This window comes from Stenotrophomonas maltophilia, assembly GCF_047497515.2.
Classification (GTDB): domain Bacteria; phylum Pseudomonadota; class Gammaproteobacteria; order Xanthomonadales; family Xanthomonadaceae; genus Stenotrophomonas.
In genome coordinates, this window is the sequence record NZ_JAXAXL020000007.1 from 165,623 (window position 1) to 188,876 (window position 23,254).

General features: G+C 67.9%; 24 protein-coding genes. 17 read left to right on the forward strand and 7 right to left on the reverse strand.

Annotated elements, in window-relative coordinates; all coding sequences use genetic code 11:
* Window positions 1–16: 16 nt before the first annotated feature.
* The 3 genes from radC (at window position 17) to ACMZPQ_RS12300 (ending at window position 3,434) form a co-directional block, all read left to right on the forward strand.
* Complete coding sequence (radC, locus tag ACMZPQ_RS12290) at window positions 17–721, forward strand: RadC family protein (RefSeq protein ID WP_197581418.1); 705 nt, start codon at window positions 17–19, stop codon at window positions 719–721.
* Between the two features lie 112 nt (window positions 722–833).
* The gene (argS, locus tag ACMZPQ_RS12295) at window positions 834–2,522 is read left to right on the forward strand and encodes an arginine--tRNA ligase (RefSeq protein ID WP_197581416.1); all 1,689 of its coding nucleotides are present in this window, start codon (window positions 834–836) and stop codon (window positions 2,520–2,522) included.
* Window positions 2,523–2,543: 21 nt separating this feature from the next.
* Window positions 2,544–3,434, forward strand: a complete 891-nt coding sequence (locus tag ACMZPQ_RS12300; protein WP_197581414.1) for an SPOR domain-containing protein — start codon at window positions 2,544–2,546, stop codon at window positions 3,432–3,434.
* A gap of 119 nt (window positions 3,435–3,553) precedes the next feature.
* On the opposite strand, the gene ACMZPQ_RS12305 is transcribed toward ACMZPQ_RS12300, so the two are convergent.
* A complete protein-coding gene (locus tag ACMZPQ_RS12305) occupies window positions 3,554–4,306 on the reverse strand; it encodes an SDR family NAD(P)-dependent oxidoreductase (protein ID WP_008265780.1) in 753 nt (250 codons plus the stop codon).
* A 115-nt stretch (window positions 4,307–4,421) separates the two neighbouring features.
* On the opposite strand from ACMZPQ_RS12305, the gene ACMZPQ_RS12310 reads away from it, so the two are divergent.
* Entirely contained in the window at window positions 4,422–4,889 is a 468-nt protein-coding gene (locus ACMZPQ_RS12310) for a DUF1456 family protein (protein WP_197581412.1), read from the forward strand.
* Here ACMZPQ_RS12310 and ACMZPQ_RS12315 read toward each other — a convergent pair.
* The gene (locus tag ACMZPQ_RS12315) at window positions 4,858–5,745 is read right to left on the reverse strand and encodes a LysR substrate-binding domain-containing protein (protein ID WP_197581410.1); all 888 of its coding nucleotides are present in this window, start codon (window positions 5,743–5,745) and stop codon (window positions 4,858–4,860) included. The two genes, ACMZPQ_RS12310 and ACMZPQ_RS12315, sit on opposite strands and share 32 nt — an antisense overlap.
* Before the next feature lie 143 nt (window positions 5,746–5,888).
* Between ACMZPQ_RS12315 and ACMZPQ_RS12320 the strand changes: the two genes are divergently transcribed.
* Window positions 5,889–7,037 (forward strand): MFS transporter, encoded by a 1,149-nt coding sequence (locus tag ACMZPQ_RS12320; RefSeq protein WP_414486118.1) that lies wholly within the window; start codon window positions 5,889–5,891, stop codon window positions 7,035–7,037.
* Here the strand turns inward: ACMZPQ_RS12320 and ACMZPQ_RS12325 are convergent.
* On the reverse strand, window positions 7,034–7,732 hold the full coding sequence (locus ACMZPQ_RS12325; RefSeq protein ID WP_197581407.1) for a TorF family putative porin: 699 nt from the start codon (window positions 7,730–7,732) through the stop codon (window positions 7,034–7,036). The genes ACMZPQ_RS12320 and ACMZPQ_RS12325 overlap by 4 nt on opposite strands.
* A 178-nt stretch (window positions 7,733–7,910) precedes the next feature.
* On the opposite strand from ACMZPQ_RS12325, the gene ACMZPQ_RS12330 reads away from it, so the two are divergent.
* Window positions 7,911–8,300, forward strand: a complete 390-nt coding sequence (locus ACMZPQ_RS12330; protein WP_133936077.1) for a DUF6165 family protein — start codon at window positions 7,911–7,913, stop codon at window positions 8,298–8,300.
* Window positions 8,301–8,306: 6 nt separating this feature from the next.
* On the opposite strand, the gene ACMZPQ_RS12335 is transcribed toward ACMZPQ_RS12330, so the two are convergent.
* Entirely contained in the window at window positions 8,307–8,984 is a 678-nt protein-coding gene (locus ACMZPQ_RS12335; RefSeq protein WP_197581405.1) for a response regulator, read from the reverse strand.
* A 190-nt stretch (window positions 8,985–9,174) separates the two neighbouring features.
* Window positions 9,175–9,747 carry an OmpO family porin gene (locus ACMZPQ_RS12340; protein WP_197581403.1) on the reverse strand — a complete coding sequence of 191 codons (573 nt, stop codon included), beginning with the start codon at window positions 9,745–9,747 and terminating at the stop codon, window positions 9,175–9,177.
* Window positions 9,748–9,957: 210 nt separating this feature from the next.
* Between ACMZPQ_RS12340 and ACMZPQ_RS12345 the strand changes: the two genes are divergently transcribed.
* The gene (locus ACMZPQ_RS12345) at window positions 9,958–12,360 is read left to right on the forward strand and encodes a prolyl oligopeptidase family serine peptidase (RefSeq protein ID WP_197581401.1); all 2,403 of its coding nucleotides are present in this window, start codon (window positions 9,958–9,960) and stop codon (window positions 12,358–12,360) included.
* A gap of 91 nt (window positions 12,361–12,451) precedes the next feature.
* Window positions 12,452–12,811 carry a DUF1428 family protein gene (locus tag ACMZPQ_RS12350; RefSeq protein ID WP_197581399.1) on the forward strand — a complete coding sequence of 120 codons (360 nt, stop codon included), beginning with the start codon at window positions 12,452–12,454 and terminating at the stop codon, window positions 12,809–12,811.
* Window positions 12,812–12,838: 27 nt separating this feature from the next.
* On the opposite strand, the gene ACMZPQ_RS12355 is transcribed toward ACMZPQ_RS12350, so the two are convergent.
* Both ACMZPQ_RS12355 and ACMZPQ_RS12360 read right to left on the reverse strand, forming a co-directional pair.
* Window positions 12,839–13,522 carry a hypothetical protein gene (locus tag ACMZPQ_RS12355; RefSeq protein ID WP_197581446.1) on the reverse strand — a complete coding sequence of 228 codons (684 nt, stop codon included), beginning with the start codon at window positions 13,520–13,522 and terminating at the stop codon, window positions 12,839–12,841.
* A gap of 107 nt (window positions 13,523–13,629) precedes the next feature.
* Window positions 13,630–14,529 carry a histone gene (locus ACMZPQ_RS12360; RefSeq protein WP_197581397.1) on the reverse strand — a complete coding sequence of 300 codons (900 nt, stop codon included), beginning with the start codon at window positions 14,527–14,529 and terminating at the stop codon, window positions 13,630–13,632.
* Between the two features lie 490 nt (window positions 14,530–15,019).
* Between ACMZPQ_RS12360 and ACMZPQ_RS12365 the strand changes: the two genes are divergently transcribed.
* The 9 genes from ACMZPQ_RS12365 (at window position 15,020) to ACMZPQ_RS12405 (ending at window position 22,917) form a co-directional block, all read left to right on the forward strand.
* Window positions 15,020–16,453 carry a Do family serine endopeptidase gene (locus ACMZPQ_RS12365; RefSeq protein WP_197581396.1) on the forward strand — a complete coding sequence of 478 codons (1,434 nt, stop codon included), beginning with the start codon at window positions 15,020–15,022 and terminating at the stop codon, window positions 16,451–16,453.
* 102 nt (window positions 16,454–16,555) lie between these two features.
* Window positions 16,556–16,921, forward strand: coding sequence for a hypothetical protein (locus ACMZPQ_RS12370; RefSeq protein ID WP_197581395.1), 366 nt, complete (start codon window positions 16,556–16,558; stop codon window positions 16,919–16,921).
* A gap of 8 nt (window positions 16,922–16,929) precedes the next feature.
* The gene (locus ACMZPQ_RS12375) at window positions 16,930–17,400 is read left to right on the forward strand and encodes a phage holin family protein (protein ID WP_197581392.1); all 471 of its coding nucleotides are present in this window, start codon (window positions 16,930–16,932) and stop codon (window positions 17,398–17,400) included.
* Entirely contained in the window at window positions 17,397–17,846 is a 450-nt protein-coding gene (locus ACMZPQ_RS12380) for a protein sip-5 (protein WP_197581389.1), read from the forward strand. Before ACMZPQ_RS12375 ends, ACMZPQ_RS12380 begins: the two co-directional genes overlap by 4 nt.
* 67 nt (window positions 17,847–17,913) lie before the next feature.
* On the forward strand, window positions 17,914–19,023 hold the full coding sequence (locus ACMZPQ_RS12385) for an AI-2E family transporter (RefSeq protein ID WP_197581386.1): 1,110 nt from the start codon (window positions 17,914–17,916) through the stop codon (window positions 19,021–19,023).
* 31 nt (window positions 19,024–19,054) lie between these two features.
* The gene (locus ACMZPQ_RS12390) at window positions 19,055–19,774 is read left to right on the forward strand and encodes an HAD family hydrolase (protein WP_197581383.1); all 720 of its coding nucleotides are present in this window, start codon (window positions 19,055–19,057) and stop codon (window positions 19,772–19,774) included.
* 3 nt (window positions 19,775–19,777) lie between these two features.
* The gene (locus ACMZPQ_RS12395) at window positions 19,778–21,145 is read left to right on the forward strand and encodes a leucyl aminopeptidase family protein (RefSeq protein ID WP_197581380.1); all 1,368 of its coding nucleotides are present in this window, start codon (window positions 19,778–19,780) and stop codon (window positions 21,143–21,145) included.
* Between the two features lie 135 nt (window positions 21,146–21,280).
* Window positions 21,281–22,384 (forward strand): catalase family peroxidase, encoded by a 1,104-nt coding sequence (locus ACMZPQ_RS12400; protein WP_197581378.1) that lies wholly within the window; start codon window positions 21,281–21,283, stop codon window positions 22,382–22,384.
* Window positions 22,381–22,917 carry a cytochrome b gene (locus ACMZPQ_RS12405; protein ID WP_197581375.1) on the forward strand — a complete coding sequence of 179 codons (537 nt, stop codon included), beginning with the start codon at window positions 22,381–22,383 and terminating at the stop codon, window positions 22,915–22,917. The genes ACMZPQ_RS12400 and ACMZPQ_RS12405 overlap by 4 nt, the downstream gene beginning before the upstream one ends.
* The last annotated feature ends 337 nt before the right edge of the window (window positions 22,918–23,254 follow it).

Here is a 23,254-nt window from a genome sequence, read left to right on the forward strand (position 1 = left end):
TGGCGATGATGCAGGCATGCCCATCCATGACTGGCCCGAACAGGAACGTCCCCGCGAGAAGCTGATCGCGCGCGGGCCCGCGGCACTCTCCGACGCTGAACTGCTGGCGCTGTTCCTGGGTTCGGGAACCGGTGGCCGCGACGCGGTGCGGACCGCACGCGACCTGCTGCAGGCGCACGGCCCGCTGCGGGAGCTGCTGGCCCACCCCGCCGGCGAACTGGCCCGCCTGCCCGGGCTGGGCCCGGCACGCAGCTGCACGCTGGCCGCCGGGCTGGAGCTGGCCCACCGCTACCTGGCCGCGGAACTGCAGCAGGGCGAGGCGGTCGGCAACAACCCGGCCGCGGTCGGCCGCTACCTGCAGCACCGCCTGCGCGGCCAGGCCCGCGAGATCTTCATGGCGCTGTTCCTGGACAACCGCCACCGCCTCATTGCCTGCGAGGAACTGTTCCAGGGCACCATCAACGCCGCCCCGGTCTACCCACGCGAAGTGGTGCGACGCGCCCTGCTGCACAATGCGGCAGCGGTGATCCTCAGCCACAACCACCCCTCGGGCGATCCGGAACCCTCCGGTGCCGACACCCGTATCACCGATGAGCTGCAGCAGGCCCTGGCGCTGGTCGACGTACGCCTGCTGGACCACTTCGTGGTGGGTGAAGGGCGGCCCGTTTCGTTTGCTGAACGAGGCCTGCTGGCGCCGCCCCAGCCCCGCCTGTTCGGCTGAGTCCTGCCACTCCGGCACGGTCGGCGGCTGCGCGGGCGGGCCCGGGTCAGCGTGGGTGCGGGTATCTGCGCTAAAATGGGCGATTCCGCCGCTCATTCTCACAGCAGGCCTCGTGAAAAACCTCCTCCGCGCCCTGATCAGCCAAGGCATCGAAGCCTTGCGTGCCAATGGCACCCTGCCCGCCGACTCCCTGCCGCCGGACTTCGTGGTCGAGCGCCCGAAGACCCGCGACCACGGTGACTTCGCCACCAATGCCGCGATGCTGCTGGCCAAGGCCGCGCGCAGCAACCCGCGCGCACTGGCGCAGGCGCTGGTCGAAGCGCTGCCGCGCAGCGAAGACGTCAGCAAGGTCGAGATCGCCGGCCCCGGTTTCATCAATTTCCACCTGGCCCCGGCCGCCTACCAGCGCGAAGCCGCGTCGGTGATCAAGGAAGGCCATGACTATGGCCGCAACCTGTCCGGCAATGGCCGCACGGTGGGCGTGGAGTACGTGTCGGCCAACCCGACCGGTCCGCTGCACGTCGGCCACGGCCGCGCGGCCGCGATCGGCGACTGCGTCGCACGCGTGCTCGATGCCAACGGCTGGAACGCCAAGCGCGAGTTCTACTACAACGACGCCGGCGTGCAGATCGAGAACCTGGCGCTGTCGGTGCAGGCCCGCGTGAAGGGCATCGCCCCGGACCAGGACGGCTGGCCGGAAGGCGGCTACCGCGGTGAATACATCGCCGACGTTGCCCGCGCCTATATGGCCGGCGCCAGCGTCGACCTGGAAGGCACCCTGGTGATTGGCGCCAAGGATCCGGACGACATGCAGGCGATCCGCCGCTTCGCCGTGGCCTACCTGCGCAACGAACAGAACCTGGACCTGGCCGCGTTCGGCGTCGACTTCGACATCTATTTCCTGGAAAGCTCGCTGTACGCCGACGGCAAGGTCGCCGAAGCTGTGGCCAAGCTGCAGGCCTCGGGCCACACCTACGAAGAGGGCGGCGCGCTGTGGCTGCGCAGTACCGACTTCGGTGACGACAAGGACCGCGTGATGCGCAAGTCCGACGGCACCTTCACCTACTTCGTGCCGGACGTGGCCTACCACCTGTCCAAGTGGCAGCGCGGCTACGAGCGCGCGATCACCGAACTGGGCGCCGACCACCATGGTTCGCTGGCCCGCGTGCGCGCCGGCCTGCAGGCCATGGAAGTGGGCATCCCGCAGGGCTGGCCGGAATACGTGCTGCACCAGATGGTCACTGTCATGCGCGGTGGCGAGGAAGTGAAGCTGTCCAAGCGTGCCGGCAGCTACTTCACCCTGCGCGACCTGATCGATGAAGCCGGTCGCGATGCCACCCGCTGGTTCCTGATCGCACGCAAGCCCGATTCGCAGCTGACCTTCGACATCGACCTGGCCCGCCAGCAGAGCAACGACAACCCGGTGTTCTACGTGCAGTATGCGCACGCGCGCGTCTGCAGCCTGCTGCGCCAGGCGCAGGAGAAGGGCCTGGTGTACGTGCAGGGCAATGGCGTAGCCAATCTCGGCCGCTTGGCCGACGACGCCTCGCTGCTGCTGATGAACGAGATCTCGCGCTACCCGGAAGTGGTGGAATCAGCCGGCACGCTGCTCGAACCGCACCTGGTGGCACAGTACCTGCGCGAACTGGCACACGCCTTCCACACGTGGTATCAGAGCAAGAAGATTCTTGAACTGGACCAGTCCGAGCTCGATGCGCGTCTGGCCCTGGCCAGCGCGGCGCGGCAGGTACTGGCCAACGGCCTCGACCTCCTGGGCGTCAGCGCCCCGGAAAAAATGTAACTCCCCGGAGACGTAGTAGACATGGCAGCACGACGCGGCAAAACACAGGCCAGGCGCAACAGCAGCAGCCAGGGCACCCCTGGATGGGTGTGGCTGGTGGCCGGTGTGGCGATTGCGGCCGTGGTGTTCCTGGCGGCGCCGAACCTGTTCAAGGGCGAAGGCGATGGCTTCCTGCGCGCCGGTCCGCAGCCGAACCCGAACGCGCAACCGGCGCCGGTCGCCGATGGCGATGGTGATGTCGGCACCCAGCCGGCCGCGCAGCCGGCCACGCCGAAGCCGGCCGAAGCGGAAAAGCCGGCCGCCACGCAGTACGACTTCTACACTCTACTGCCCGGCAAGGAAGTGGAGATGTCCGACGCGGAACTGGCGGCCAGCGCCCGTGCTGAAGAGCAGCGCCGGGCCAAGGCCGAAGCGTCGCGCGCGCAGGCCGCGCTGGAAGGCAAGCCGGTACCGCCCCAGGCCACTGCCACCGCACCGATGGCCCCGACGGCGACGGCCAGCGTGGCCAGCACCGCACCGGTGACTGCCAGCAACCGTCCGCTGCCGGCACCGCTGAGCGAGCGCCCGGCGGCGACGCCGCCGGCCACGACCGCGCCCGCATCGACCAGCACCGCCGCCGCCCCGGCAGCGCGCACGGAAACCGCAGCGGCCGCCACCAGCGCACCTGCTGCTGCCGACAATGCCCGCTACATCCTGCAGGCCGGCGCGTTCGGTGCCTCCGGCGATGCCGAAGCGACCAAGGCCAAGCTGGCGATGATGGGCCTGGCCGCACGCGTGGAGTCCGCGCAGATCAACGGCAAGACCGTGTACCGCGTGCGCATGGGGCCGTATGGCAGCGCCGGCGAGCTGTCCGAAGCCAAGCAGAAGCTGGATGGCACCGGCCTGCAGGCGATGGCGATCAAGGCACAGTGAGCCTTCGGGCCTGAACGGAAAAAGCCGGGCATCGCCCGGCTTTTTTTGTTTCTGTAGAGGCGAGCCATGCTCGACTGCGTTCAAAGGCCGTCGAGCAAGCTCGACGCTACCAAGAGCGGTCAGCCTTCGCGGGCTACCTGGAAGCCGGCGAAGGACTGGCTGACCGGCATCAGTTCCAGGCGATTGATGTTCAGGTGCGGCGGCAGCGTGGCCACCCAGAAGATCTGTTCGGCAATGTCTTCGGCGGTCATCGGGTTGGCACCGCTGTACAGCTTGTCCGACGCGTTCTGGTCGCCGTGGGTTCGCACCACGGTGAACTCGGTTTCGGCCATGCCCGGCTCGATGGTGGTCACCCGCACCCCGGTGCCATGCAGGTCGGAGCGCAGGCCCAGCGAGAACTGGCTGACGAAGGCCTTGGTACCGCCATAGGCATTGCCCCCCGGGTACGGGTAGACGCCGGCCACCGAGGAGATGTTGATGATCGCGCCCTTGCGCTCCACCAGCTGCGGCAGCAGGCGGTGGGTCAAGGTCACCAGTGCGGTGATGTTGGTGTCGATCATCGTGGTCCAGTCCGACAGCTTGGCACCCTGCGCCGGCGCGGTGCCCTGCGCCAGGCCGGCGTTGTTGACCAGCAGATCAATCTCGCCGAACGCCGGCGGCAGCGCCAGCAGCGCCGCTTCCATCGCCACCGGATCGCGGATGTCGAAGGCGGCGGCATGCACCACGTCCTTGCCATAGCGCTCGACCAGCGGCTGCAGGCGCTCGCTGCGACGGCCGGTGGCGATCACCTTCCAGCCGGCCTGGGCGAAGCGGTGGACGGCGGCGGCGCCGAAGCCGGAGGTGGCGCCGGTTATCAGGACAGTGCGGGTCATCAGGCAACTCCAGGGCGAAAACCAGACCCCCATTCTGGCACCGTCGGCCGGGGCTTGCGTTGCCGGATCGGCCAGATCCGACCCTACCTGTCGGGGTGACCGGTACAATTGCGCCATGATCAACAACGATGTCCTGCGCAGCGTGCGCTACTCCCTGGACCTGGGCGACCACCACGTGGTGGCCCTGTGCCAGCTGGCCGACCCGGCCTTCGCGGTGGATACCGAACAGGTGAAGGCCTGGCTGCGCCGCGAGGACGAGGCCGGCTTCGAGGCGATGAATGACAGCGCGCTGGCGCACTTCCTCGACGGGCTGATCGTGCACCTGCGCGGCCGTGACGAAAGCCAGCCCCAGCGCGCGGTGGAAACCCGCATCGACAACAACCTGGTGCTGAAGAAGCTGCGCGTGGCGTTCCAGCTTCGCGACGTGGACCTGATGGAGATCTTCGCCAACGCCGGTTTCAACGTGTCCAAGTCGGAACTGGGCGCGCTGTTCCGCCAGCCTGGCCACAACAACTACCGGCGCTGCCTGGACCAGATGCTGCGCAACTTCCTCAAGGGCCTGAGCCTGCGCCTGCGCGGCTGAGCACGGCCTCGACGAACGCCCGCGCCGCCGGCGTCGGCACCCGCTGCCACACCAGATGCACGCGGCGGGTCGGGGTCGGTTGCAGGGGAATCTGCACGACCCCCTGGAACCCTTCGGCAATCAATGCCGGCACGATGCCCACCGCCAGCCCGTGGCGGACGAAGCGCTCGACCAGTTCCATCAGGTTGACCTCGAAACGCACCGTGTGTGGCAGGCCGGCGGCGGCAAACGCATCATCGGTCTGCCGCCGCGCACCGGTGCCGCGCGGGAAATCGACCAGCGCCTCGTCCTGCAGTGCGGACAGGGGCAGCCGCTTGCGCCGGGCCAGCCGGTGCGAGGGCGCCAGTACCGCCACCAGGTCTTCCTCCTGCAGCATCCGGTGACAGACGCCGTCCAAGGCCGCCGAGGGCGCCAGCCCGACCAGCGCCGCATCCAGCGCGCGCGACTGCACCTGCGCGATCAAGTCCTCGCTCTTGTCCACCCGCAACTGGAATTCCACCTGCGGATGCGCCTGCTGGAAGGCGGCCAGCATCGCCACCACGTCGATGTCGGTAAGCGAGGAAATCTGCCCGATGGCCAGCAGCCCGCGCACCTCACCGCTCACCGCCGCTACGTCGGCGCGCAGGTGGCGCAGGCTGGCCAGCACCTGGCGCGCGTGCACCAGCAGCGCCTCGCCCGCCGCGGTGGCACGCACCTGGCGCGGCAGGCGCTCGAACAGCGGCGTGCCCAGTTCCTGCTCCAGTGCGGCGATCTGGTGGCTGAGCGCGGATTGCACCACGTGGCAGCGCTCGGCGGCGCGGGTGAAGTTGCCTTCCTCGGCCAGCGCAACGGCAAATTCGAGCTGCTTGAGGTTCACCCGACTATCTCATTTCCAGATGGCAGGGATGATGATGATTCATTTCCATCATGCCTGCAGCAGGCGGACACTGTGCACCCCGCTTCCTGGAACACCGCGTGAGCCCGTCCCTCCCCCCTCTGCACCGCTGGCAGGTGCTGCTGATGTCGGTCGCCACCGGTGTCGCGGTGGCCAGCAACTACTACGCGCAGCCGCTGCTGCACACCATTGCCGATGCTTTTGGCGTGCCGTTCGGCCAGGTCGGCATGGTGGTCACCGCTGCACAGCTCAGCTATGCGGCCGGGTTGATCCTGCTGGTGCCGCTGGGCGACCTGTTCGAGCGCCGCCGCCTGATCGTGGTGATGAGCCTGCTGTCGGCTGGCGGTCTGGTGATCAGTGCCTGCGCACCCTCGCTGACCTGGTTGCTGGTGGGTACCGCGATCACCGGCCTGTTCTCGGTGGTGGCGCAGGTACTGGTGCCGTTCGCCGCCACGCTGGCCGCACCGGAGCATCGGGGCAGGGTGGTCGGCACGCTGATGAGTGGCCTGCTGCTGGGCATCCTGCTGGCCCGTACCGTGGCCGGCCTGCTGTCGAGCCTGGGCGACTGGCGCCTGGTGTACATGATCGCGGCCGGCACCCTGGTGTTGACCGCCCTCGCCCTGCAGCGCGGGCTGCCGCGTTTCCACCACAGCGCCGGATTGGGCTACTTCGCATTGCTGCGTTCGATCGGCGTGCTGTTCGTACAGGAGCCGGTACTGCGCCAGCGCACCCTGCTCGGTGCCTGCAGCTTCGCCATGTTCGCGATCTTCTGGACCCCGCTCGCCTTCCTGCTTGCACAACCGCCGTATGAATACAGTGATGCCACCATCGGCCTGTTCGGTCTGGTCGGTGCCGCTGGCACGCTGGCCGCCGGCCTCGCCGGACGCATGTCCGATCGTGGCCAGACCGGCCATGCCACCGCCATCGCGCTGGTGTTGCTGCTGCTGTCCTGGCTGCCGCTGGGCCTGTCGGCACACTCGCTGCTGGCACTGGTGGTGGGCGTGGTGGTCCTGGATCTGGCCGCGCAGCTGCTGCACGTCAGCAACCAGAACCTGATCTATGCGCTGCAGCCCGCCGCGCGCAACCGCCTCAACGCCGGCTACATGACCGGCTACTTCATCGGCGGTTCTCTGGGCTCGCTGCTGTCGGCACAGGTCTACCAGCGCTTCGGCTGGACCGGTGTCTGCATTGCCGGTGCCGCGGTGGCGGTGCTGGCGCTGCTGCTGTGGCTGCCTGGCGCGCTGCGCGCACGCCAGGCCACGGCGTCGAACTAGAAGCTGGCCTGCAACGCCAGCTCCCAGCGTCCACCGGCATTGCCCGGGAACAGGCGCTTGGCGGCGCTGTCGGTGTCGTGCACGGTGGCACGCAGCTCCCAGGCCGGCGTCAACGTGGCAACCGCACTGAGCTGGCCATGCAGGTAATCGGGACCCTGCGCACTGGCCAGCCAGTAGCGACCCAGCGCAGCCTCCAGGCGGAAGCGCTCATGCAGCGGCAGCCGCACGCCGAGCTGCGCATAGGTGCCGCGATGGCCACCGGCCAGCGCATCGCTGGAATGCGCGACCTGCAGCCAGGCGCGCTGCTTCCAGGTCAGCGTGCTGTTGAGTTCGGTCCAGTCCAGCGCACGACCGGTGCCCGGGTACACATAGCGGGTCAGGTTCGCGTCCAGCGTCCAGTCCGGCGCCAGTGCGCCGGACCAGCCCGCCACCAGGTCGAACTCGCTGCGTGCTCCGTTGTCCGGCTTGAACGAAACGTTCGAGCCCCACACGCTGGCGTACCAGCCCGATGCGACCGCCACCTTCGCGCCCGCCTGCACCGCCGGATCGCCGTCACTCTGCGAGCTGCCACGCCACACATAATCGCGGGTCAGTGCCACGCTGCCGCTTGCCTGCACCTGTGCCTGCGCGCTGCCGATGCCGAGCAGGCCTGCCAGTGCGGCCACCATCGCCGCCCTCATCCCCTTGCTGTTCACTGCACTGTGTTCCTCATCGAAGACGGCCACGCCGCCGGGAACGCAGTGTCGAAGGCAGGGCCGTAACGGATCGAGGGCGTTGCCCGGCCCGCTGCGCAAATTCGGCGTAAATCCTGCCGCCCGGGGAGCTGCGCCACCGTCGCGGTATCATGGCCGCCTGTTTCCAGGAACCAATCACGTGGACGCCATCCTGACCCCGGTATCGATCGGCGAGCTGATCGACAAGATCACCATTCTCGAGATCAAGGCCGAGCGCATCGACGATGCCGCCAAGCTGGCCAACGTGCGCACCGAGCTGGACGGCCTTCTGCCGTTGCTGCAGCAGCAGCTGCAGGCACAGCCGGCGCTGGCCGCGCTGAAGCAGCAGCTGAAGGTGATCAACGAGCGCATGTGGGACATCCAGGACCAGCTGCGCGACAAGGAAGCGGCCCAGGTGTTCGACGAGGCGTTCATCCAGCTGGCGCGCGGCGTCTATGGCACCAACGGCGAGCGCGTGCAGGTGAAGAACGAGATCAACCGGGTGGCCGGTTCGGCGTTGGTGGAAGAAAAGCAGTACCAGGGCGAATAAGCCCGCTCACCCGCATTCGAGCAGATGCCGGATGCGGAACAGCTCGCCATCGCTGCGGATGCCCAGCTTCCGGTAGGCGGTGCGCTTCTGCGAACTGATCGTACTGGGCGTGCGGCCGAAGCGCCGCGCGACCTCGCCGGTGGTGCACCCCTGCAGGACCAACCGGATCACTTCACGTTCGCGTCGGCTCAACGTTGCCAGAACCGGCGCCGGCGCGCGCCGGCTGCGCGGTCGGTCCAGCTGCATGTGCAGCTGCGGGGGCACGAAGCGCCCGCCACGGGCCAGCACATCCACTGCGCGCAGCAGCGTTTCCGGCTCGGTTTCCTTGGACAGGAATCCGCGCGCCCCGGCCTGCATCGCCATGGTCACCGTACTGGTGTTGCAATGGGCCGACAGCACCAGCACCGGCAGCAACGGCCAACGGCGCGACAGCAGGTGCAGCAGTTGCAGGCCCTCCTCCGGCCCGCTCGGCGCAGTGACGTCGACCAGCAGCAGGTCGATGCTGTCCGGCCGGCGCTGCAGCAGATCGAGCAGTTCAGCCGCGTCGGTGAAGCTGCCGCACACCTGCACGCCACCGTGCTGACCCAGCACCACCTCCAGGCCCAGGCGCAGCACCGGATGCGGCGCCAGCAGTGCCAGGCGGCGCGGCCAATTCGGAGGCAGAGCGGGAACGACAGGCGGCATCACACAGATCCGGCAGTACGAAGTACCCACGGTAGGCTGGCGCCCCGGATAGCGGAATCCAATTCATTGCAACGCAGCAATCCTGCGCATGCGTGGTCAGCCGTTGTTTCGGTTCGTCATAACGCAACAGGCCCGGCATATGCCGGGCCTGTCGAGGCATCTTCAGCGCGCACGCGCGCCGAGGAGGCAATTACCAGCTGAAGCGCGGGCCGACGGTGTATTCCTTGTCGCCATCGCGGTTCATCTTCAGCTCGCCGTTCAGGCCCCAGTTCTGGTTCAGCTTGACCTGGCCACCCAGGCGGCCGTACCACTGGCCATCCGGGTTGACGCCGTGCTTCTTGGAATAGTCTTCGTAGCCGACCATGCCGTAGACCTCGGCGTGGGCACCGAAGGCGGTGCGGATACCGGCTTCAGCGCTGTAGCCGTTGAAGTCCAGGCCGTGCTTCTGGTCGAACTTCTGGTAGGCAACGCGGGCAACGAAGTCGGTCGACGGTGCGATTTCAACGTTGTAGCCGGCACCGATCTTCCACTGGTCCAGCTTGATGTTGGTGTGGTCGATTTCCTGGCGGCTGTATTCACCGAAAGCGTGGAAGTTCGGCAGGAAGCCGTAGGAACCCTTCACGCCCCAACCGTCGGACTTGAACGCGTCGTTGTCGATCTTGGCGTAGTTGGCTTCAGCGTAGTTGTAGGACAGGTTCTCAGCAGCCGAGGCGGTGAACGGCAGGGCAGCGGCCAGGGCCAGAGCAATCAGCGAATTCTTCATGGGGGTACACCTTTGCTTTCTTATGGTGTGCAGCAGCGCCAGGGCGCCATCGCATCGGGAATGTAAATTCTCCGTTATTCGCCACAACGCTCCCTGAAAACAGCAGTCTTCGCATTGCTGAATTTTTTGCCTTGATTCAGGCTGTCTCTGGCATACGCGCGCGGCGCGGGTGCCTTTGTGATCCATCGACGATTGCGACAGGAGGTCGCCTTGCGCCTGCCCGACCCGCTTCGAACGACGGTCCATGCGACCGTTTTGACCTGCGCTGCCCTGTTTTCATCCGCGCCTGCACACGCGCTGCGGACCACCGACTACCAACGCGCCGAACGCGTGCACGACAGTCATCTGCGCGGTGCACTGCGCAATGCGTCGGTGCTGCCGAACTGGCTGCCCGACGGGCGCTTCTGGTACGAACGCGAGGATGCGCAGGGCCGGAGCCAGGCCGTGCTGGTCGATCCGGCAACGGCCCGTCGCCAGATCCTGTTCGAGCCCGCCGCATTGGATACGGCGGTGGCCCCCTTCGCTGCCAGCGGCCCACGCCTGCGCCTGGCCAGCGTGCAGGCGGTGGACGCTGGCCTGCGCCTGCGTTTCAGCGGTGAAATGCCGATCGATTGCCAGTGGCCACGCTGGCAATGCGCGCCCTCGCAGGATCCGATGCCGCCAGCCGATGCACTGCCCGCGCCCGTTGGCGATGCATGGCTGCAGGTGCGCGGCCATGATCTGTGGCTGCAGTCGCCTGGAACCGTGGCACGCACGCTGACGGCCGGTGGTGAACCCGGCCATGGCTATGGCGTGCTGCCGGACTTCGCCCTGCGTGGCATTCCGCGCCGGCAGGGCCGGATGCCGATGCGGCCGTTCGCGGTCGGCTGGTCACCGGATGGCCGCTACGTGGCCGGCATCCGCTATGACGAGCGGGCCCTGCTGGACTATCCGTACCTGGAAAGCACGCCGGCCGGCAGCGCTCGCCCCCGCGTGCACTCGGTGAAGCTGGCCGTGCTGGGTGATGCGCAGCAGGTGCGCGACAGCCTGTACGTGGTGGATACCCGCAACGGTCAACAGCATGACATCGCGCTTCCCGAAGGCTGGAACACACTCAGCGAAGCCGGCGTGCTGGGCTGGGACGGTAGCCGGTTGTACGCGGCAATCGCACACTTCGGAACGCCACGGCGCCTGCGCCTGGTGGAGATCGACGCCAGCAATGGTGCATTGCGCACCGTTCTGGAAGAAACCAGTGACACCCGCCTCCAGCTCAACGTGTATTCGTACAACCGACCGGCGGTGGCGATCCTGCCCGGGCAGGACACCGCCGTGTGGTTCTCGCAGCGCGACGGCCGGGGCCACCTGTACCGGGTGCGCCTGTCCGATGGCAAGGTGCTGCGCCAGCTGACCCGTGGCCCCTGGGTGGTACGCGACCTGCTGGGCGTGGACGGCGCAGGCGGTTGGGCCTACTTCAGTGCCGGCGGCGTGGACGGTGGCGACCCCTACGTGCGCGGCCTGTACCGGGTATCGCTGCAGGGCGGCCCGGTCCAGCGCCTGGCCGCCGATGGCAACGACCACCTGGCCGATGCCGGCACCGGCGTGTTGTTCGGCGGACGCGCGCCCCAGGCACTGTCACCACGGGGCGGCTATCTGGTCGATACCGTTTCCAGCCTCACTCAGCCGCCGCGCAGCGTGCTGCGCTCCAGCGATGACGGCCGCGAAGTGTTGTTGCTGGAAGCGGCGGACAACCGCGCGGTGGTTGCTGCCGGGTGGCGGCCTCCGCGGCGCGAACGGCTGCTGGCCGCCGATCGGCGCACGCCGATCTTCGCCACCGTCTACCTGCCACGCGACTATCGCGATGACGGCAGCTTCCCGGTCATCGACGCGATGTACGGCGGCTCGTTCATCAGCAATGCGCCGGTGACCTATGCCGAGGCGGTGTCTGCCTTGAACCCGGTGTCACGCGCCAGCCTGGCCGAACTCGGCTTCGCGGTGGTCAGCATCGATGCGCGCGGCACCGGCGGCCGCGACAAGGCCTTCCATGACAGCAGCTTCCTGCGCGCCGCCGATGTGCAGCTGGATGACCATGTAGCGGCGCTGCGCCAGCTGGGCGAGCGCTATCCGGGCATCGACCTGCAGCGGGTCGGCATCTACGGGCATTCGTTCGGGGGTTACAGTGCCGCGCGCGCCCTGCTGCGCTACCCGGCGTTCTACAAGGTAGGCGTGGCGTCGGCCGGCAGCCACAACTTCCAGGGCATGTATGGCGGCGCCCTGCACGGCATGGACCGGCTGTTCGGCGGTGTGCTGTCCGCCTCCGCCATGGCGGAGGGCGTGCCGGCGCCCTTTGCCGGGCTCGACAATGCAGCGTTGGCCGGCAACCTGCGCGGGCATCTGCTGCTGGTCTATGGCGAGCTGGACGAGAACGCGCCACCAGCGCTGACCCTGCAGCTGGCCGCTGCCCTGAACAAGGCCCAGCGCGAGTACGACCTGCTGTACCTGGCTCGCCAGGACCATGAGTTGTTCCGCAACGACGCTACCTACACGCACCGCATGTGGGACTACTTCGTACGCCACCTGGCCGGCCAGCAGCCGCCGGATGCGGTGCTGGCGCCACTGCCCGGCGGCCCGGGCTGAACAGGCGTGCCCACGGTGTCGATCCACTGCGCCCTGGTTCGTCGAGTACCTGAAGGCCGTGCATGCGGCACGGTCCAAGCGGAGGCAGGCAATGAGCTACATCGATGGTTTCGTGCTGGCGGTACCCACCGCCAACAAGGAGAAGTTCCTCGCCCATGCACGTGCGGGCAACCCCATATTCGTCGAGTTCGGCGCACTGCGCGTGGTCGAGTGCTGGGGCGATGATGTTCCGCACGGCAAGACCACCGACTTCTTCGGCGCAGTGAAGGCCACGGCGGAAGAGACGGTGGTGTTTTCCTGGATCGAATGGCCGGACAAGCCGACCCGGGACGCTGGCATGGCAAAGATGATGGAAGACCCGCGGATGGATCCGGCCAAGAACCCGATGCCGTTTGACGGTGCGCGGATGATCTACGGCGGCTTCGTGCCGATCTACGAACTGAAGCGCTGACCTCAGCGCAGGGCTCGGCGGGCGCGCTCAGCGCGCGTCCGTTTCATCGCTGGCGGCAGCATGGCCGGCGCCCAGTGCAGCGCCGGCGCCGAGCCCCCCCATGCCCGCGCCCATTCCGCCACCGCCACCACCGCCACCCGCACGACCGCCCTTGGCATCGCCGTCATTGCGGCCCTTGCCGCCGCCGCTGGCGCCGGGCCGGGTCGGTCCCTGTGGTGGAATCTGCAGGTCGGCGGGAATCGGCGCCAGGTCCAGCGCTTCACGTACGAAGTCACGCAGCGAGACCACCAGTTCGTGGGTGTGCACCGGTCGCCCCTGTGCCAGTTCATTGGCTGCGCGCGCGGCCAGCCGCACCTGTTCGTCGGTGCCCAGCAGCAGGATGTCCGACAGCGCGGCCTCGACGGCATCGCGGATGCGGCGCGTGCGATCCGAACGCGGCTCGGCGATGCCTTCCGCCTCTTCGCGCTGGCGCAGGTCGCGGCGATGGCTGGGATCCACCCCCAGTTCGCCGGTGAACGAGCCGCCCAACGTCTTGTAGGCGGCCATCAACGTGCGCAGCCGCTCGTTGATCTGCCGGTTCTCGCGCTCACGGCGCTGCTGCAGGGTCTGCATCACCAGCAGGCGGATACCCACGCCCAGCAGAGTGATCAGGACCAGGCCGGCCAGCGTGGACAGCACGCCCTGCCAGGAACTGAAGTCGATACCGCGCATGCCCGGTGCTCCGGCGGGAAGAACCGGCATCTTGCCCCACCAGGTGTCCCAGAAACGCGAAAGGCCCTGCCACCCGGAGGGCGACAGGGCCTTCGGTCACGGCGCGATTACTTGCGCTTGGCGACCTTGCGCACGGCCTTCTTGGCCGGCGCCTTCTTGGCGGCGACCTTCTTCAGCGGTGCAGCCTTCTTGGCGACCGTCTTGCGGGTGGCGGCAACCTTCTTGCCAACCGCCTTCTTGGCGACGGCGGCCTTCTTGCCGACAACCTTCTTGGCAGCAGCGGTCTTCTTGCCGACGGCCTTCTTGGCCACGGCAGCCTTCTTGCCGACCACCTTCTTGGCAACGGCGGTCTTCTTGGTGGCGACCTTCTTGGTGGCGGCAACCTTCTTGCCGACAACCTTCTTCGCAGCCACGGCCTTCTTGCCGGCGACCTTCTTGGCGGCGACGGTCTTCTTGGCCACGGCCTTCTTGGCAGTGGCGACCTTCTTGCCGACCACCTTCTTGGCGGCCGCGGTCTTCTTGGCAACGGTCTTCTTGGCGACGGCAGCCTTCTTGGTGGCAGCCTTCTTCACGGTGGCGACCTTCTTGCCGGCAGCCTTGGTGGCAGCCTTGGTGGTCTTCTTGGCAGCAGCGGCCTTCTTGGTCACAGCCTTGCCTGCAGCCGCCTTCTTCTTGGCCACTTCCTTCTTCAGGGCAGCGGCTTCGGCCTTGGCGTTCTTCTTGGCGGCTTCCAGCTTCTGCTTGGCCTTGGCAACGGTCTTGCCGACCGACTTGGCAGCCTTCTCGGCCTTCTGGGCAACGGTCTTCTCGACCTTGGCCACGGCCTTCTTGGCCTTGGCAACGCGGGTACCGGCAGCCTTGGTGGCGCGCTTGACGGTCTTCTTGACCGACTTCACTGCGTCCTCGGCGGCGTGGGCGATGGTCTCGCCCACGTTGGTGGCGGCTTCTTTGACGTTCTCGACGGCGTCGGTCACGACCGACACACCATTACCATTACCGTTGCTCATGTTGCCCTCCTGGGGGCCTTTAGTATCAAAACGGGGCGATGCTATACCGACATTGACGATCGTGGAACGGGGCACGCGCCGACAATCGCATCTGTTGCGACAGCAATGGTGTAGCCCGGCACCCTCGCCGACACCCCGGGTTTGCAGGAAACCCCTTCTTTTCAGTGCTGCGCTGCGCGGAATGCACGACGGCACAGCGCGACTGCACGCATCTGCTCGACTACAGTGGCGGGCCAGCGTTGTGGCGCATTGCGGCAGCCGGTTGCGCGGAACTGCGCAAGTATCGATGTGTGTCGGCACTGCTTCCGACGCGCGGCCGACACCTGCACAGGCACCGCAGCGATGCCGCGGGTGCCCGCTCCGCGGCGACCACCGGCCACGTTCGGGGCCGCGGTTTTCATGGCGCATTTATCCAGATCGCGACACACTCATTCAGCTTGTTTTACCGTAGGGCCGAACCGCCCCCATCCCCGCCTGCGAACCGACTCCCATGCGACCGCTTCCCACCCTGCTCACGCTCGCAATCGCCGCCGCTTTCGGTGGCTTCGTTGCCACCGGCATCAATGCCCACCTGGACAACCGCGCCGATGCCGCACCGCTGCCGGCGGTAGTGCCGACCACGGCGGCACTGCCGGCCTCGGTGGCCGGGCAGGCGGTGCCGTCGCTTGCGCCGATGCTGGAGAAGGCGATGCCCGCCGTGGTCAGCGTCAACACCAAGCAGGTGGTGCGGGTGCGCAACCCGTTCTTCAACGACCCGTTCTTCCGCCGCCTGTTCCCGGACATCCCGCAGGAGCGCATCAACGAATCGCTGGGCTCGGGCGTGATCATCGACGCCAAGGAAGGGCTGGTGCTGACCAACCACCATGTCATCGACAACGCCGATGACGTGCAGGTGACACTGGCCGACGGGCGCACGGTCAAGGCCGAATTCCTCGGTTCGGACCGCGACACCGACATTGCGCTGATCCGCATTCCGGCGCAGAACCTGATCGACATCAAGCTCGGCAACAGCGACCAGCTGCGCGTGGGCGACTTCGTGGTGGCCATCGGCAACCCCTTCGGTTTCAGCCAGACGGTCACCTCGGGCATCGTTTCGGCAGTGGGCCGCAGCGGCATCCGCGGGCTGGGCTACCAGAACTTCATCCAGACCGATGCATCGATCAACCCGGGCAATTCCGGTGGCGCACTGGTCGACCTGCAGGGCCAGCTGGTGGGCATCAACACCGCCAGCTTCAACCCACAGGGCAGCATGGCCGGCAACATCGGCCTGGGCCTGGCCATCCCCTCCAACCTGGCACGCAGCGTGGTCGACCAGCTGGTCAAGCATGGCGTGGTGGTACGCGGCACGCTGGGCGTGGAGAGCCAGAACCTGACCGCGCAGATCGCGCAGGGCCTGGGCCTGGGCGAGGCCCGGGGCGCGCTGATCACGCGTGTGCTGGCCGGTTCGGCCGCAGCGACCGCGGGACTGAAGCCGGGCGACGTGGTGGTCTCGGCCAATGGCCAGCGCGTGGACAGCGCCGAAGCGCTGCACAACGTGGAAGGCTTGGCGGCGGTCGGCAGCGCGCTGACGCTGGACGTTCGCCGCGAAGGCAAGCCGCTGCAGATCAAGGCGACGCTGAAGGAGCAGGCGCGGGCGGTCACCGGCGACAGCCTGGACCCGCGCCTGGGAGGTGCCACCTTCGTCGACCTGCCCGAATCGCTGCGCCAGTCCGGCGTCGGCGGCGTGCTGGTCAGCGAGGTCAAGCGCGGCAGCCGCGCGGCCAGCAATGGCCTGCAACAGGGCGACATCATCACCAACGCCACGGTGGGTGAATTCGCCGACCTGGCCAGCTGGCGCGCCAACTTCCAGCAGCGCCCGCCGACCCTGGTGCTGCGCGTGCTGCGCAACAACGGCCAGCAGCAGGGCCAGCTCGTGATGCGCTGATCGCCCCGCCCTAACACCCCCTATACCCCGGCAATGCTATTGCTGTACGCCCCATCGGCCTGGCCGATCGTTCGTAACCCCCATCGCAACTGGAGTGATTCGATGAGCCCCACCAATACCGAGAACCTGAAGGACCACCTGGGTGAAGCCGGTTCCCACCTGAAGCAGGCCGCGAGCGCTGCCGGCGGTGCGATCAAGGGCGCGACCGGCGCGGCCACCGATGAACTGCGTATCGGCAAGGCCAACGTCAAGGCCGAACTGTCCGACAGCGCGCTGTCCGGGCTGGCCGCCGCCGAGCTCGGCGGAGCTGCTGCGAAGGAGCAGGTCGATGCGCTGATGGACAAGGGCAAGGATCTGATCGACAGCGCCGCTGAACTGATCCGCGAACGTCCGCTGGCCTCGTTCGGCGTCGCCTTCGCTGCCGGCTGGATCATCGCCAAGCTGGCCCGCGGCAGCAGCGACAAGTAAGCCGCAGCGTGAGCGAAGACAACGCGCAAGCCCCTGATCCGGCGGCCACACCGCCGCTGGATGAGAGCATCCGCCAGGTCGGCGCGGCCGGCCGTGCCGCTGCCGATTCGGCCAAGCACTCGCTCCGTTCGTTGCGACGCTTGGCCTCGGCCGACTTCGCAATGGCACGCAGCGCGTTCGGTCGTGCGCTGGCCTGGGCCGGCGTGGCGATCGTGTTCGGTGCGTCGGCCTGGCTGCTGATGGCCGCCACCCTCATCGCCCTGCTGCAGAGCTGGGGCCTGAGCTGGCTGCAGGCCCTGTTGATCACCTCGCTGCTGAGCCTGGCCGTGACCGGCTACGCGATCTGGCGGGTGTCCTACTTCTTCCACCACACCGGCATGCATGCCACCCGGCGCCAGCTGTCGCGCCTGGGCCTGTTCGACGAGCCCAGCGAAGATGATCCCGATGCCGAAGTGCAACTGCCGGAGGGCAAGCCATGAAGTTCGGTGCGCTGCAGCGGCGGGTGAAGCGCTGCGAACAGGTGGTGACGGTGCGCCTGGTCGAGACCCAGGACCACTGGTCCACGCTCAGCCAGGTCTGGCGCCAGGGCTGGTCGCCGCTGCGTATCGTGGTGGTTGGCCTGGCCGGTGGCTTCATCGCCGGCAAGCTGGAAGTGCCGGGCAAGGTCAACGGCGCGCGCTGGCTGCAGATGGTGGGCTCGGTCTCGAACCTGTTCGCCAGTGCGCAGGCGGCGTTCGGCGCAGCGATGGCGGCGCAGGCGGCGGCATCTGCTGACGACGCGGCTGAAGACGCTGACGATGCCAGTGAGCAGGCACAGGCCGCTGCGGCCGCCGCCGAGGCACGGCCTGCGCCACCACCGGCTCCCGAGCCGGAACTGCGCGAGCCGCGTCCGGCCGAAGCGGCTACTGAACTGTCCGAACGTTGATGCATGGAATCCGCCGCGCCGATCGCGGCCGGCGGATAATGCGCTCCCCTTCCCGGTTGATGCGTCGATGAGCGAGTCCCTCCTGTCCCCGTCAGCCGCCGGTCCTGAACTGCCCGAGGCGCCACTGCCGCCGCCATCGCGCCCGCGCGGCCCGATGTCGCTGGTGGTACTGGCCACGCTGGCGGTGGGCTACACCCTGTGGGCCGCGCAGGACATCATCCTGCCGGTGCTGCTGGCGGTGTTCTTCGCACTGGTCGGCAACCCGATCCTGCGCCTGCTGCAGAAGATGTGGATTCCGCGCGCTCTGGGGGCGCTGCTGATCCTCGGCGCCGGCTTGGGCGTGACCGGTTCGCTGGCGGTGCAGCTGATCGGCCCGGCGATGGACTGGGCGCAGGAAGCGCCGCAGCAGCTGCGCAAGGTGGCACGCCAGGTGCAGGACCTGACCAAACCGGTGCAACAGGCCAACCAGGCGGCGGAGAACTTCGCCCGCGTGGCCGGTGGTGACAGCAACCACAAGGTGCAGGTGATCCGCACCCAGATGGACGACCCCTATCGCATGCTGACCCGCGCACCACGGCTGGCCGCCTCGGTGCTGGCGGTGGTGCTGCTCACCCTGTTCTTCATGATCTATGGGCAAAGCCTGCAGCGCGCGGCGATCGCACTGTTTCCAAACCGCCAGCAGCAACGTTTCACCAGTGACATCCTGCGTTCGATCGAGCGCGAGGTCTCGCGCTACGTGCTGACCATCAGCGTGATCAATACGCTGGTGGGGCTGGTGTTCGCCGGCGTGTTGATGCTGCTCGGCATCGGTCTGCAGGAGGCGCTGCTGTGGGGCACGGTAGCCGCGCTGCTCAATTTCGCCCCCTACGTAGGCCCGTTGATCGGGGTGGCACTGATGCTGCTGATGGGCTTCGTCGAATTCCGCGACCCGCTGCAGGCACTGCTGCCCGCCGCCGCCTACCTGGCCCTGCATACCCTGGAAGGGCAGCTGGTGACCCCGATCGTGCTGGGCCGGCGCATGAAACTGTCGCCGCTGGTGCTGATCCTGGCGCTGATGGTGTTCGGCTGGGCCTGGGGCATGATCGGGCTGCTGTTGGCGGTGCCCCTGCTGGTCTGCATCAAGCTGGTGCTGGCGCGGCTGGACGGCATGCAGGGCTGGGCACGCCTGCTGGAATGAAAGCCCGCGCGGGCAGGCGTAGAATGGCGGGGTGAATTTCCCCGTCCAAGCCATCACCCTCGACCTTGACGACACGCTGTGGCCGTTCGCACCGATCGGCGCCCGCATCGAACAGGTCCTGCACGCGTGGATGCGTGAACACAGCCCCGCCACCGCCGCGATGTACCCGGTCGCGGCGATGCGCGAACTGCGCGAGCGCCTGTACCACGCCCATCCGCACCTCCACCACGACCTGAGCGCGCTGCGCCGGCTGACGCTGCACGAAGCACTGCAGAACAGCGGTGCCAGCCTCGATCTGCTGGAACCGGCCTATGACGTGTTCTACGCCGCGCGCAACCAGGTCGAGTGCTACCCCGATGCGATCGACGCGCTGGCCCGGATCGCCGCGCGCGTGCCGGTGGCCGCGCTGAGCAACGGCAACGCCGATCTGGAACGGATCGGCCTGGCCCATCATTTCGCCTTCCAGCTGGGTTCGCGCGAACACGGCGCGGCCAAGCCGGAAGCCAGCATTTTCCACGCCGCCTGCACCCGCCTGGGTGTGGCGCCGGCACAGGTGCTGCACGTTGGCGACCATGCCGACATGGACGTGGCCGGGGCGATCGCCGCCGGCCTGCGCGGATGCTGGATCAACCGCGAAGCCGCCACCTGGACCCATCCGCAGCTGCAGCCGGACCTGCAGTTCGACACCCTCACCGGCCTGGCCGACTGGTTGGACGCCAACCTCGACGCCGCCGCACCCCGGAGTATCTGACGCATGAGCGAGATCACTGGTTTCACCGCCGACAGCGCCACGGCGCTGCCGCTGTACGTGCTGGACCGCGAGCAGTTCGCCACCTGGAAGCAGGGCCAACCGGCCGCGACCCAGGCTTGGCTGGCATCGCAGGGCTTCAGCGCCGGCGCGCACAGCGTGGCCCTGCTGCCGGGCACCGATGGCCTGGCCGGTGCGGTGATGGGCGTGGGCGATCGTGGCGATGCCTACAGCTACGCGCATGCGCCGCACGCGCTGCCGGAAGGCAGCGTCTGGCAGCTGGCCAGCGAACTGCCGGCCGCCGAACAGGCGCTGCTGCAGCTGGGCTGGGGCCTGGGCAGCTACCGCTTCGACCGTTACCGCAAGCGCAACCGCGCGCCGGCACAGCTGGTGGCTGCACCGTCCGGCGAAGTGGCCGACCTGATCAACGCCAGCCTGCGCGTGCGCGACTGGGTCAACACCCCGACCGAAGACATGGGCCCGCAGCAGCTGGAAGACGCTGCGCGCGCGCTGGCCGATGCACACGGGGCGCAGGTCGATGCGATCACCGGCGATGAACTGCTGAAGCAGAATTTCCCGGCCATCCACGCCGTGGGCCGCGCTTCGCATCGTGCGCCGCGCCTGGTCGTGCTGCGCTGGGGCAAGGACACCGATCCGGCGCTGGTGCTGGTCGGCAAGGGCGTGTGCTTCGATACCGGCGGCCTGGACATCAAGCCGGCCGATGGCATGCGCAACATGAAGAAGGACATGGGCGGCGCCGCACACGCGCTGGCCCTGGCCGGCCTGGTGATGGCGCGCGGCTTGCCGGTGCGCCTGACCCTGCTGGTACCGGCGGTGGAAAACGCGATCGGTCCGGATGCATTCCGTCCGGGCGAAGTCATCGCCACCCGCAAGGGCCTGAGCGTGGAGATCGACAACACCGATGCCGAGGGCCGCGTGATCCTGTGCGACGCACTGACCTTCGCCGGTGAACAGAAGCCGGACCTGGTGCTGGACTTCGCCACCCTCACCGGTGCCGCGCGCATCGCGCTGGGCCCGGACCTGCCGGCGCTGTTCAGCAATGACGATACGGTGGCACAGCAGTGGCTGCAGGCCGGCGACGCCACCCGCGACCCGGTCTGGCGCATGCCGCTGTGGCGCCCCTACCTGCGATACCTGAGCAGCGGCATCGCCGACCTGGCCAACGCCGGTTCGCGCATGGCCGGCTCGGTCACCGCCGCGCTGTACCTGGAACGTTTCCTGGAAGATGGCCAGCGCTGGGCACATCTGGACGTGTACGCCTGGAACGATGGCGAGCGCCCGGGCCGTCCGGCCGGCGGCGAAGCGCTGGCGCTGCGCTCGGCGTGGGCGATGCTGAAGGCGCGCTACAGCTGATCGGGTGGGTGTCGACCTTGGTCGGCACGCCGTCCCCGGCAAACTTGACGAAAATTTGAATACCGGGCCTGGAAGGGTTCTGCGAGGATGTGAGGGTCGACCACCCACACGCTCCGTGAAGGCAGGAACCCGACCATGTCGCTCTTCCGCTATACCCGCGCCGGCCAGGCGCCAGGCGCACCGCGCAGGCATTCGCCGCTGCTCTGGATCGCCCTGATCGCCCTCCTCCTGGGTGCCGTCGCGCTGGCCTTCGCCTGGCTGGCCGGCTGGATCGGCGGCCGCCTGACCTCACAGCGCTTCACCGATACCATCGAAGCCACCGGCCCCGCCCACCCCGGCTTCCGCCGTGCGCACAGCAAGGGCGTCTGCGTGAGCGGCTGGTTCGAACCGAGCGCGCAGGCGCCGACCCTGTCCAGTGCACGGGTGTTCTCGCAGAAGCGTGTGCCGGTGATGGGCCGCCTGTCGATCGGCGGCGGCGACCCCTACGGCGCCGACAACACCGCACGCGTCCGCAGCATCGCCGTGCAGATGGTCAGCGATGACGGCCAGGAATGGCGCATGGCGATGAACAGCTTCCCCTTCTTCGCCGTCCCCACGGCCGAGGCGTTCTACGAACAGACGCGCGCCTCCATCCCCGATCCGGCCACCGGCAAGCCCGACCCGCAGAAGATGGCTGCAGTGCTGGCGAAATATCCCAGCGCGCAGGCCTTCCAGCAGTGGGCCAAGACGGCGCCGTGGACCAGCAGTTGGGCCGACACTACCTTCAACAGCGTCAACAGCTTCTGGTTCACCAATGCGCAGGGCCAGAAGCGCGCGGTGCGCTGGCGCTGGCAGCCGCAGGCGCCGGTAGTGGAAATGGATGCGGAAACGCGCAAGCAGGCCAGCGTCGACTTCCTCAGCCAGGAACTGCAGCAGCGCCTGGCCAGCGGTCCGGTGCGCTGGAATCTGGTCGTCAGCACCGCCGCGCCGGGCGATGCCATCGATGATCCATCGGTGCCGTGGCCCGCGTCGCGCGACGAGGTGGTCGCCGGCGTGCTCAGCCTGGACCGCATGCAGTCGCAGGAACAGGGTGCCTGCGGCCAGATCAACTTCGATCCCTTGATCCTGCCCAGCGGCGTGCGCGGCAGTGACGATCCGATCCTGGCCGCCCGCTCGGCCGTGTACTCGCAGTCGTTCAACCGCCGCGAGCGCGAGCGCGCCAGCGGCAATGTCGAGCAACCGAAGGAGGCTGCACGATGAGCACCGGCAATGGCCACTTCAACCTGCTGGCGCGGGTACTGCACTGGTCGATGGCGCTGATGATCATCGCCATGCTGTTCATCGGCGTGACCATGGTCGCCTCGCTGCATCTGCGCCCCGTGCTGATCGACCTGCACCGCCCCTTGGGCATCGCGATCCTGCTGCTGGTGCTGCTGCGCCTGTACAACCGCCTGCGCCATCGGCCGCCACCGCTGCCGGCCGATCTGCCGGTCTGGCAGGTAATGGCGGCCAAGGCCTCGCACTGGATGCTGTATGCGCTGATGCTGGCGATGCCGTTGATCGGCTGGGCCATGCTGTCGGCGGGCGGTTACCCGATCGTGCTGTGGGGCGGCGTGCACCTGCCACCGATCGTCCCGCACACCCCGGCGCTGTATGCGGCCCTGCGCAACGCGCACAGCCTGCTGGCCTACGTGTTGTTCGCCACGGTGCTGATGCATGTGGGTGCGGCGTTGTTCCACCTGTGGGTGCGGCGTGATGGGGTGTTCCAGGCGATGGCGCGCGGGAAGGATTGATCGGGTTCGCCGGGAGTTCCCGGCGGATCGTTTCCGCGCCTGTGGGGAGGTGTCACTTTCTTTGCGCGTGCACCGCGCTGCGGGAGCAGCGCGGAACGGCGCAGCCGGCCCGTAGGGTGGCGCACATGGATGTGCGCCATCAAGAAAGCAACCAAAGAAACACGCCGCCAGGTCGCGAGCCGGCGTGCTTCGCACGCCGGTGCCCTGTGCTCCTCGGTCCGTCGAGGGACGGTGCGCAGAAGTCAGCCGACTAACTGTGATCTCTCGGTAGGTTGTTCATCCGGGGCATCTTTGGAAAATGGTGGTTACCACACCTGTCCAGCCCCCAAAGAGCCCG

What these genes read in the sequence shown, in the direction of transcription:
- radC (WP_197581418.1), top strand. Translation starts at nt 17, where the DNA reads ATGCCCATCCATGACTGGCCCGAACAGGAACGTCCCCGCGAGAAGCTG.
- ACMZPQ_RS12300 (WP_197581414.1), top strand. Translation starts at nt 2,544, where the DNA reads ATGGCAGCACGACGCGGCAAAACACAGGCCAGGCGCAACAGCAGCAGC.
- ACMZPQ_RS12305 (WP_008265780.1), bottom strand. Translation starts at nt 4,306, where the DNA reads ATGACCCGCACTGTCCTGATAACCGGCGCCACCTCCGGCTTCGGCGCC.
- ACMZPQ_RS12310 (WP_197581412.1), top strand. Translation starts at nt 4,422, where the DNA reads ATGATCAACAACGATGTCCTGCGCAGCGTGCGCTACTCCCTGGACCTG.
- ACMZPQ_RS12320 (WP_414486118.1), top strand. Translation starts at nt 5,889, where the DNA reads ATGTCGGTCGCCACCGGTGTCGCGGTGGCCAGCAACTACTACGCGCAG.
- ACMZPQ_RS12335 (WP_197581405.1), bottom strand. Translation starts at nt 8,984, where the DNA reads ATGCCGCCTGTCGTTCCCGCTCTGCCTCCGAATTGGCCGCGCCGCCTG.
- ACMZPQ_RS12340 (WP_197581403.1), bottom strand. Translation starts at nt 9,747, where the DNA reads ATGAAGAATTCGCTGATTGCTCTGGCCCTGGCCGCTGCCCTGCCGTTC.
- ACMZPQ_RS12350 (WP_197581399.1), top strand. Translation starts at nt 12,452, where the DNA reads ATGAGCTACATCGATGGTTTCGTGCTGGCGGTACCCACCGCCAACAAG.
- ACMZPQ_RS12355 (WP_197581446.1), bottom strand. Translation starts at nt 13,522, where the DNA reads ATGCGCGGTATCGACTTCAGTTCCTGGCAGGGCGTGCTGTCCACGCTG.
- ACMZPQ_RS12360 (WP_197581397.1), bottom strand. Translation starts at nt 14,529, where the DNA reads ATGAGCAACGGTAATGGTAATGGTGTGTCGGTCGTGACCGACGCCGTC.
- ACMZPQ_RS12365 (WP_197581396.1), top strand. Translation starts at nt 15,020, where the DNA reads ATGCGACCGCTTCCCACCCTGCTCACGCTCGCAATCGCCGCCGCTTTC.
- ACMZPQ_RS12370 (WP_197581395.1), top strand. Translation starts at nt 16,556, where the DNA reads ATGAGCCCCACCAATACCGAGAACCTGAAGGACCACCTGGGTGAAGCC.
- ACMZPQ_RS12380 (WP_197581389.1), top strand. Translation starts at nt 17,397, where the DNA reads ATGAAGTTCGGTGCGCTGCAGCGGCGGGTGAAGCGCTGCGAACAGGTG.
- ACMZPQ_RS12385 (WP_197581386.1), top strand. Translation starts at nt 17,914, where the DNA reads ATGAGCGAGTCCCTCCTGTCCCCGTCAGCCGCCGGTCCTGAACTGCCC.
- ACMZPQ_RS12395 (WP_197581380.1), top strand. Translation starts at nt 19,778, where the DNA reads ATGAGCGAGATCACTGGTTTCACCGCCGACAGCGCCACGGCGCTGCCG.
- ACMZPQ_RS12400 (WP_197581378.1), top strand. Translation starts at nt 21,281, where the DNA reads ATGTCGCTCTTCCGCTATACCCGCGCCGGCCAGGCGCCAGGCGCACCG.
- ACMZPQ_RS12405 (WP_197581375.1), top strand. Translation starts at nt 22,381, where the DNA reads ATGAGCACCGGCAATGGCCACTTCAACCTGCTGGCGCGGGTACTGCAC.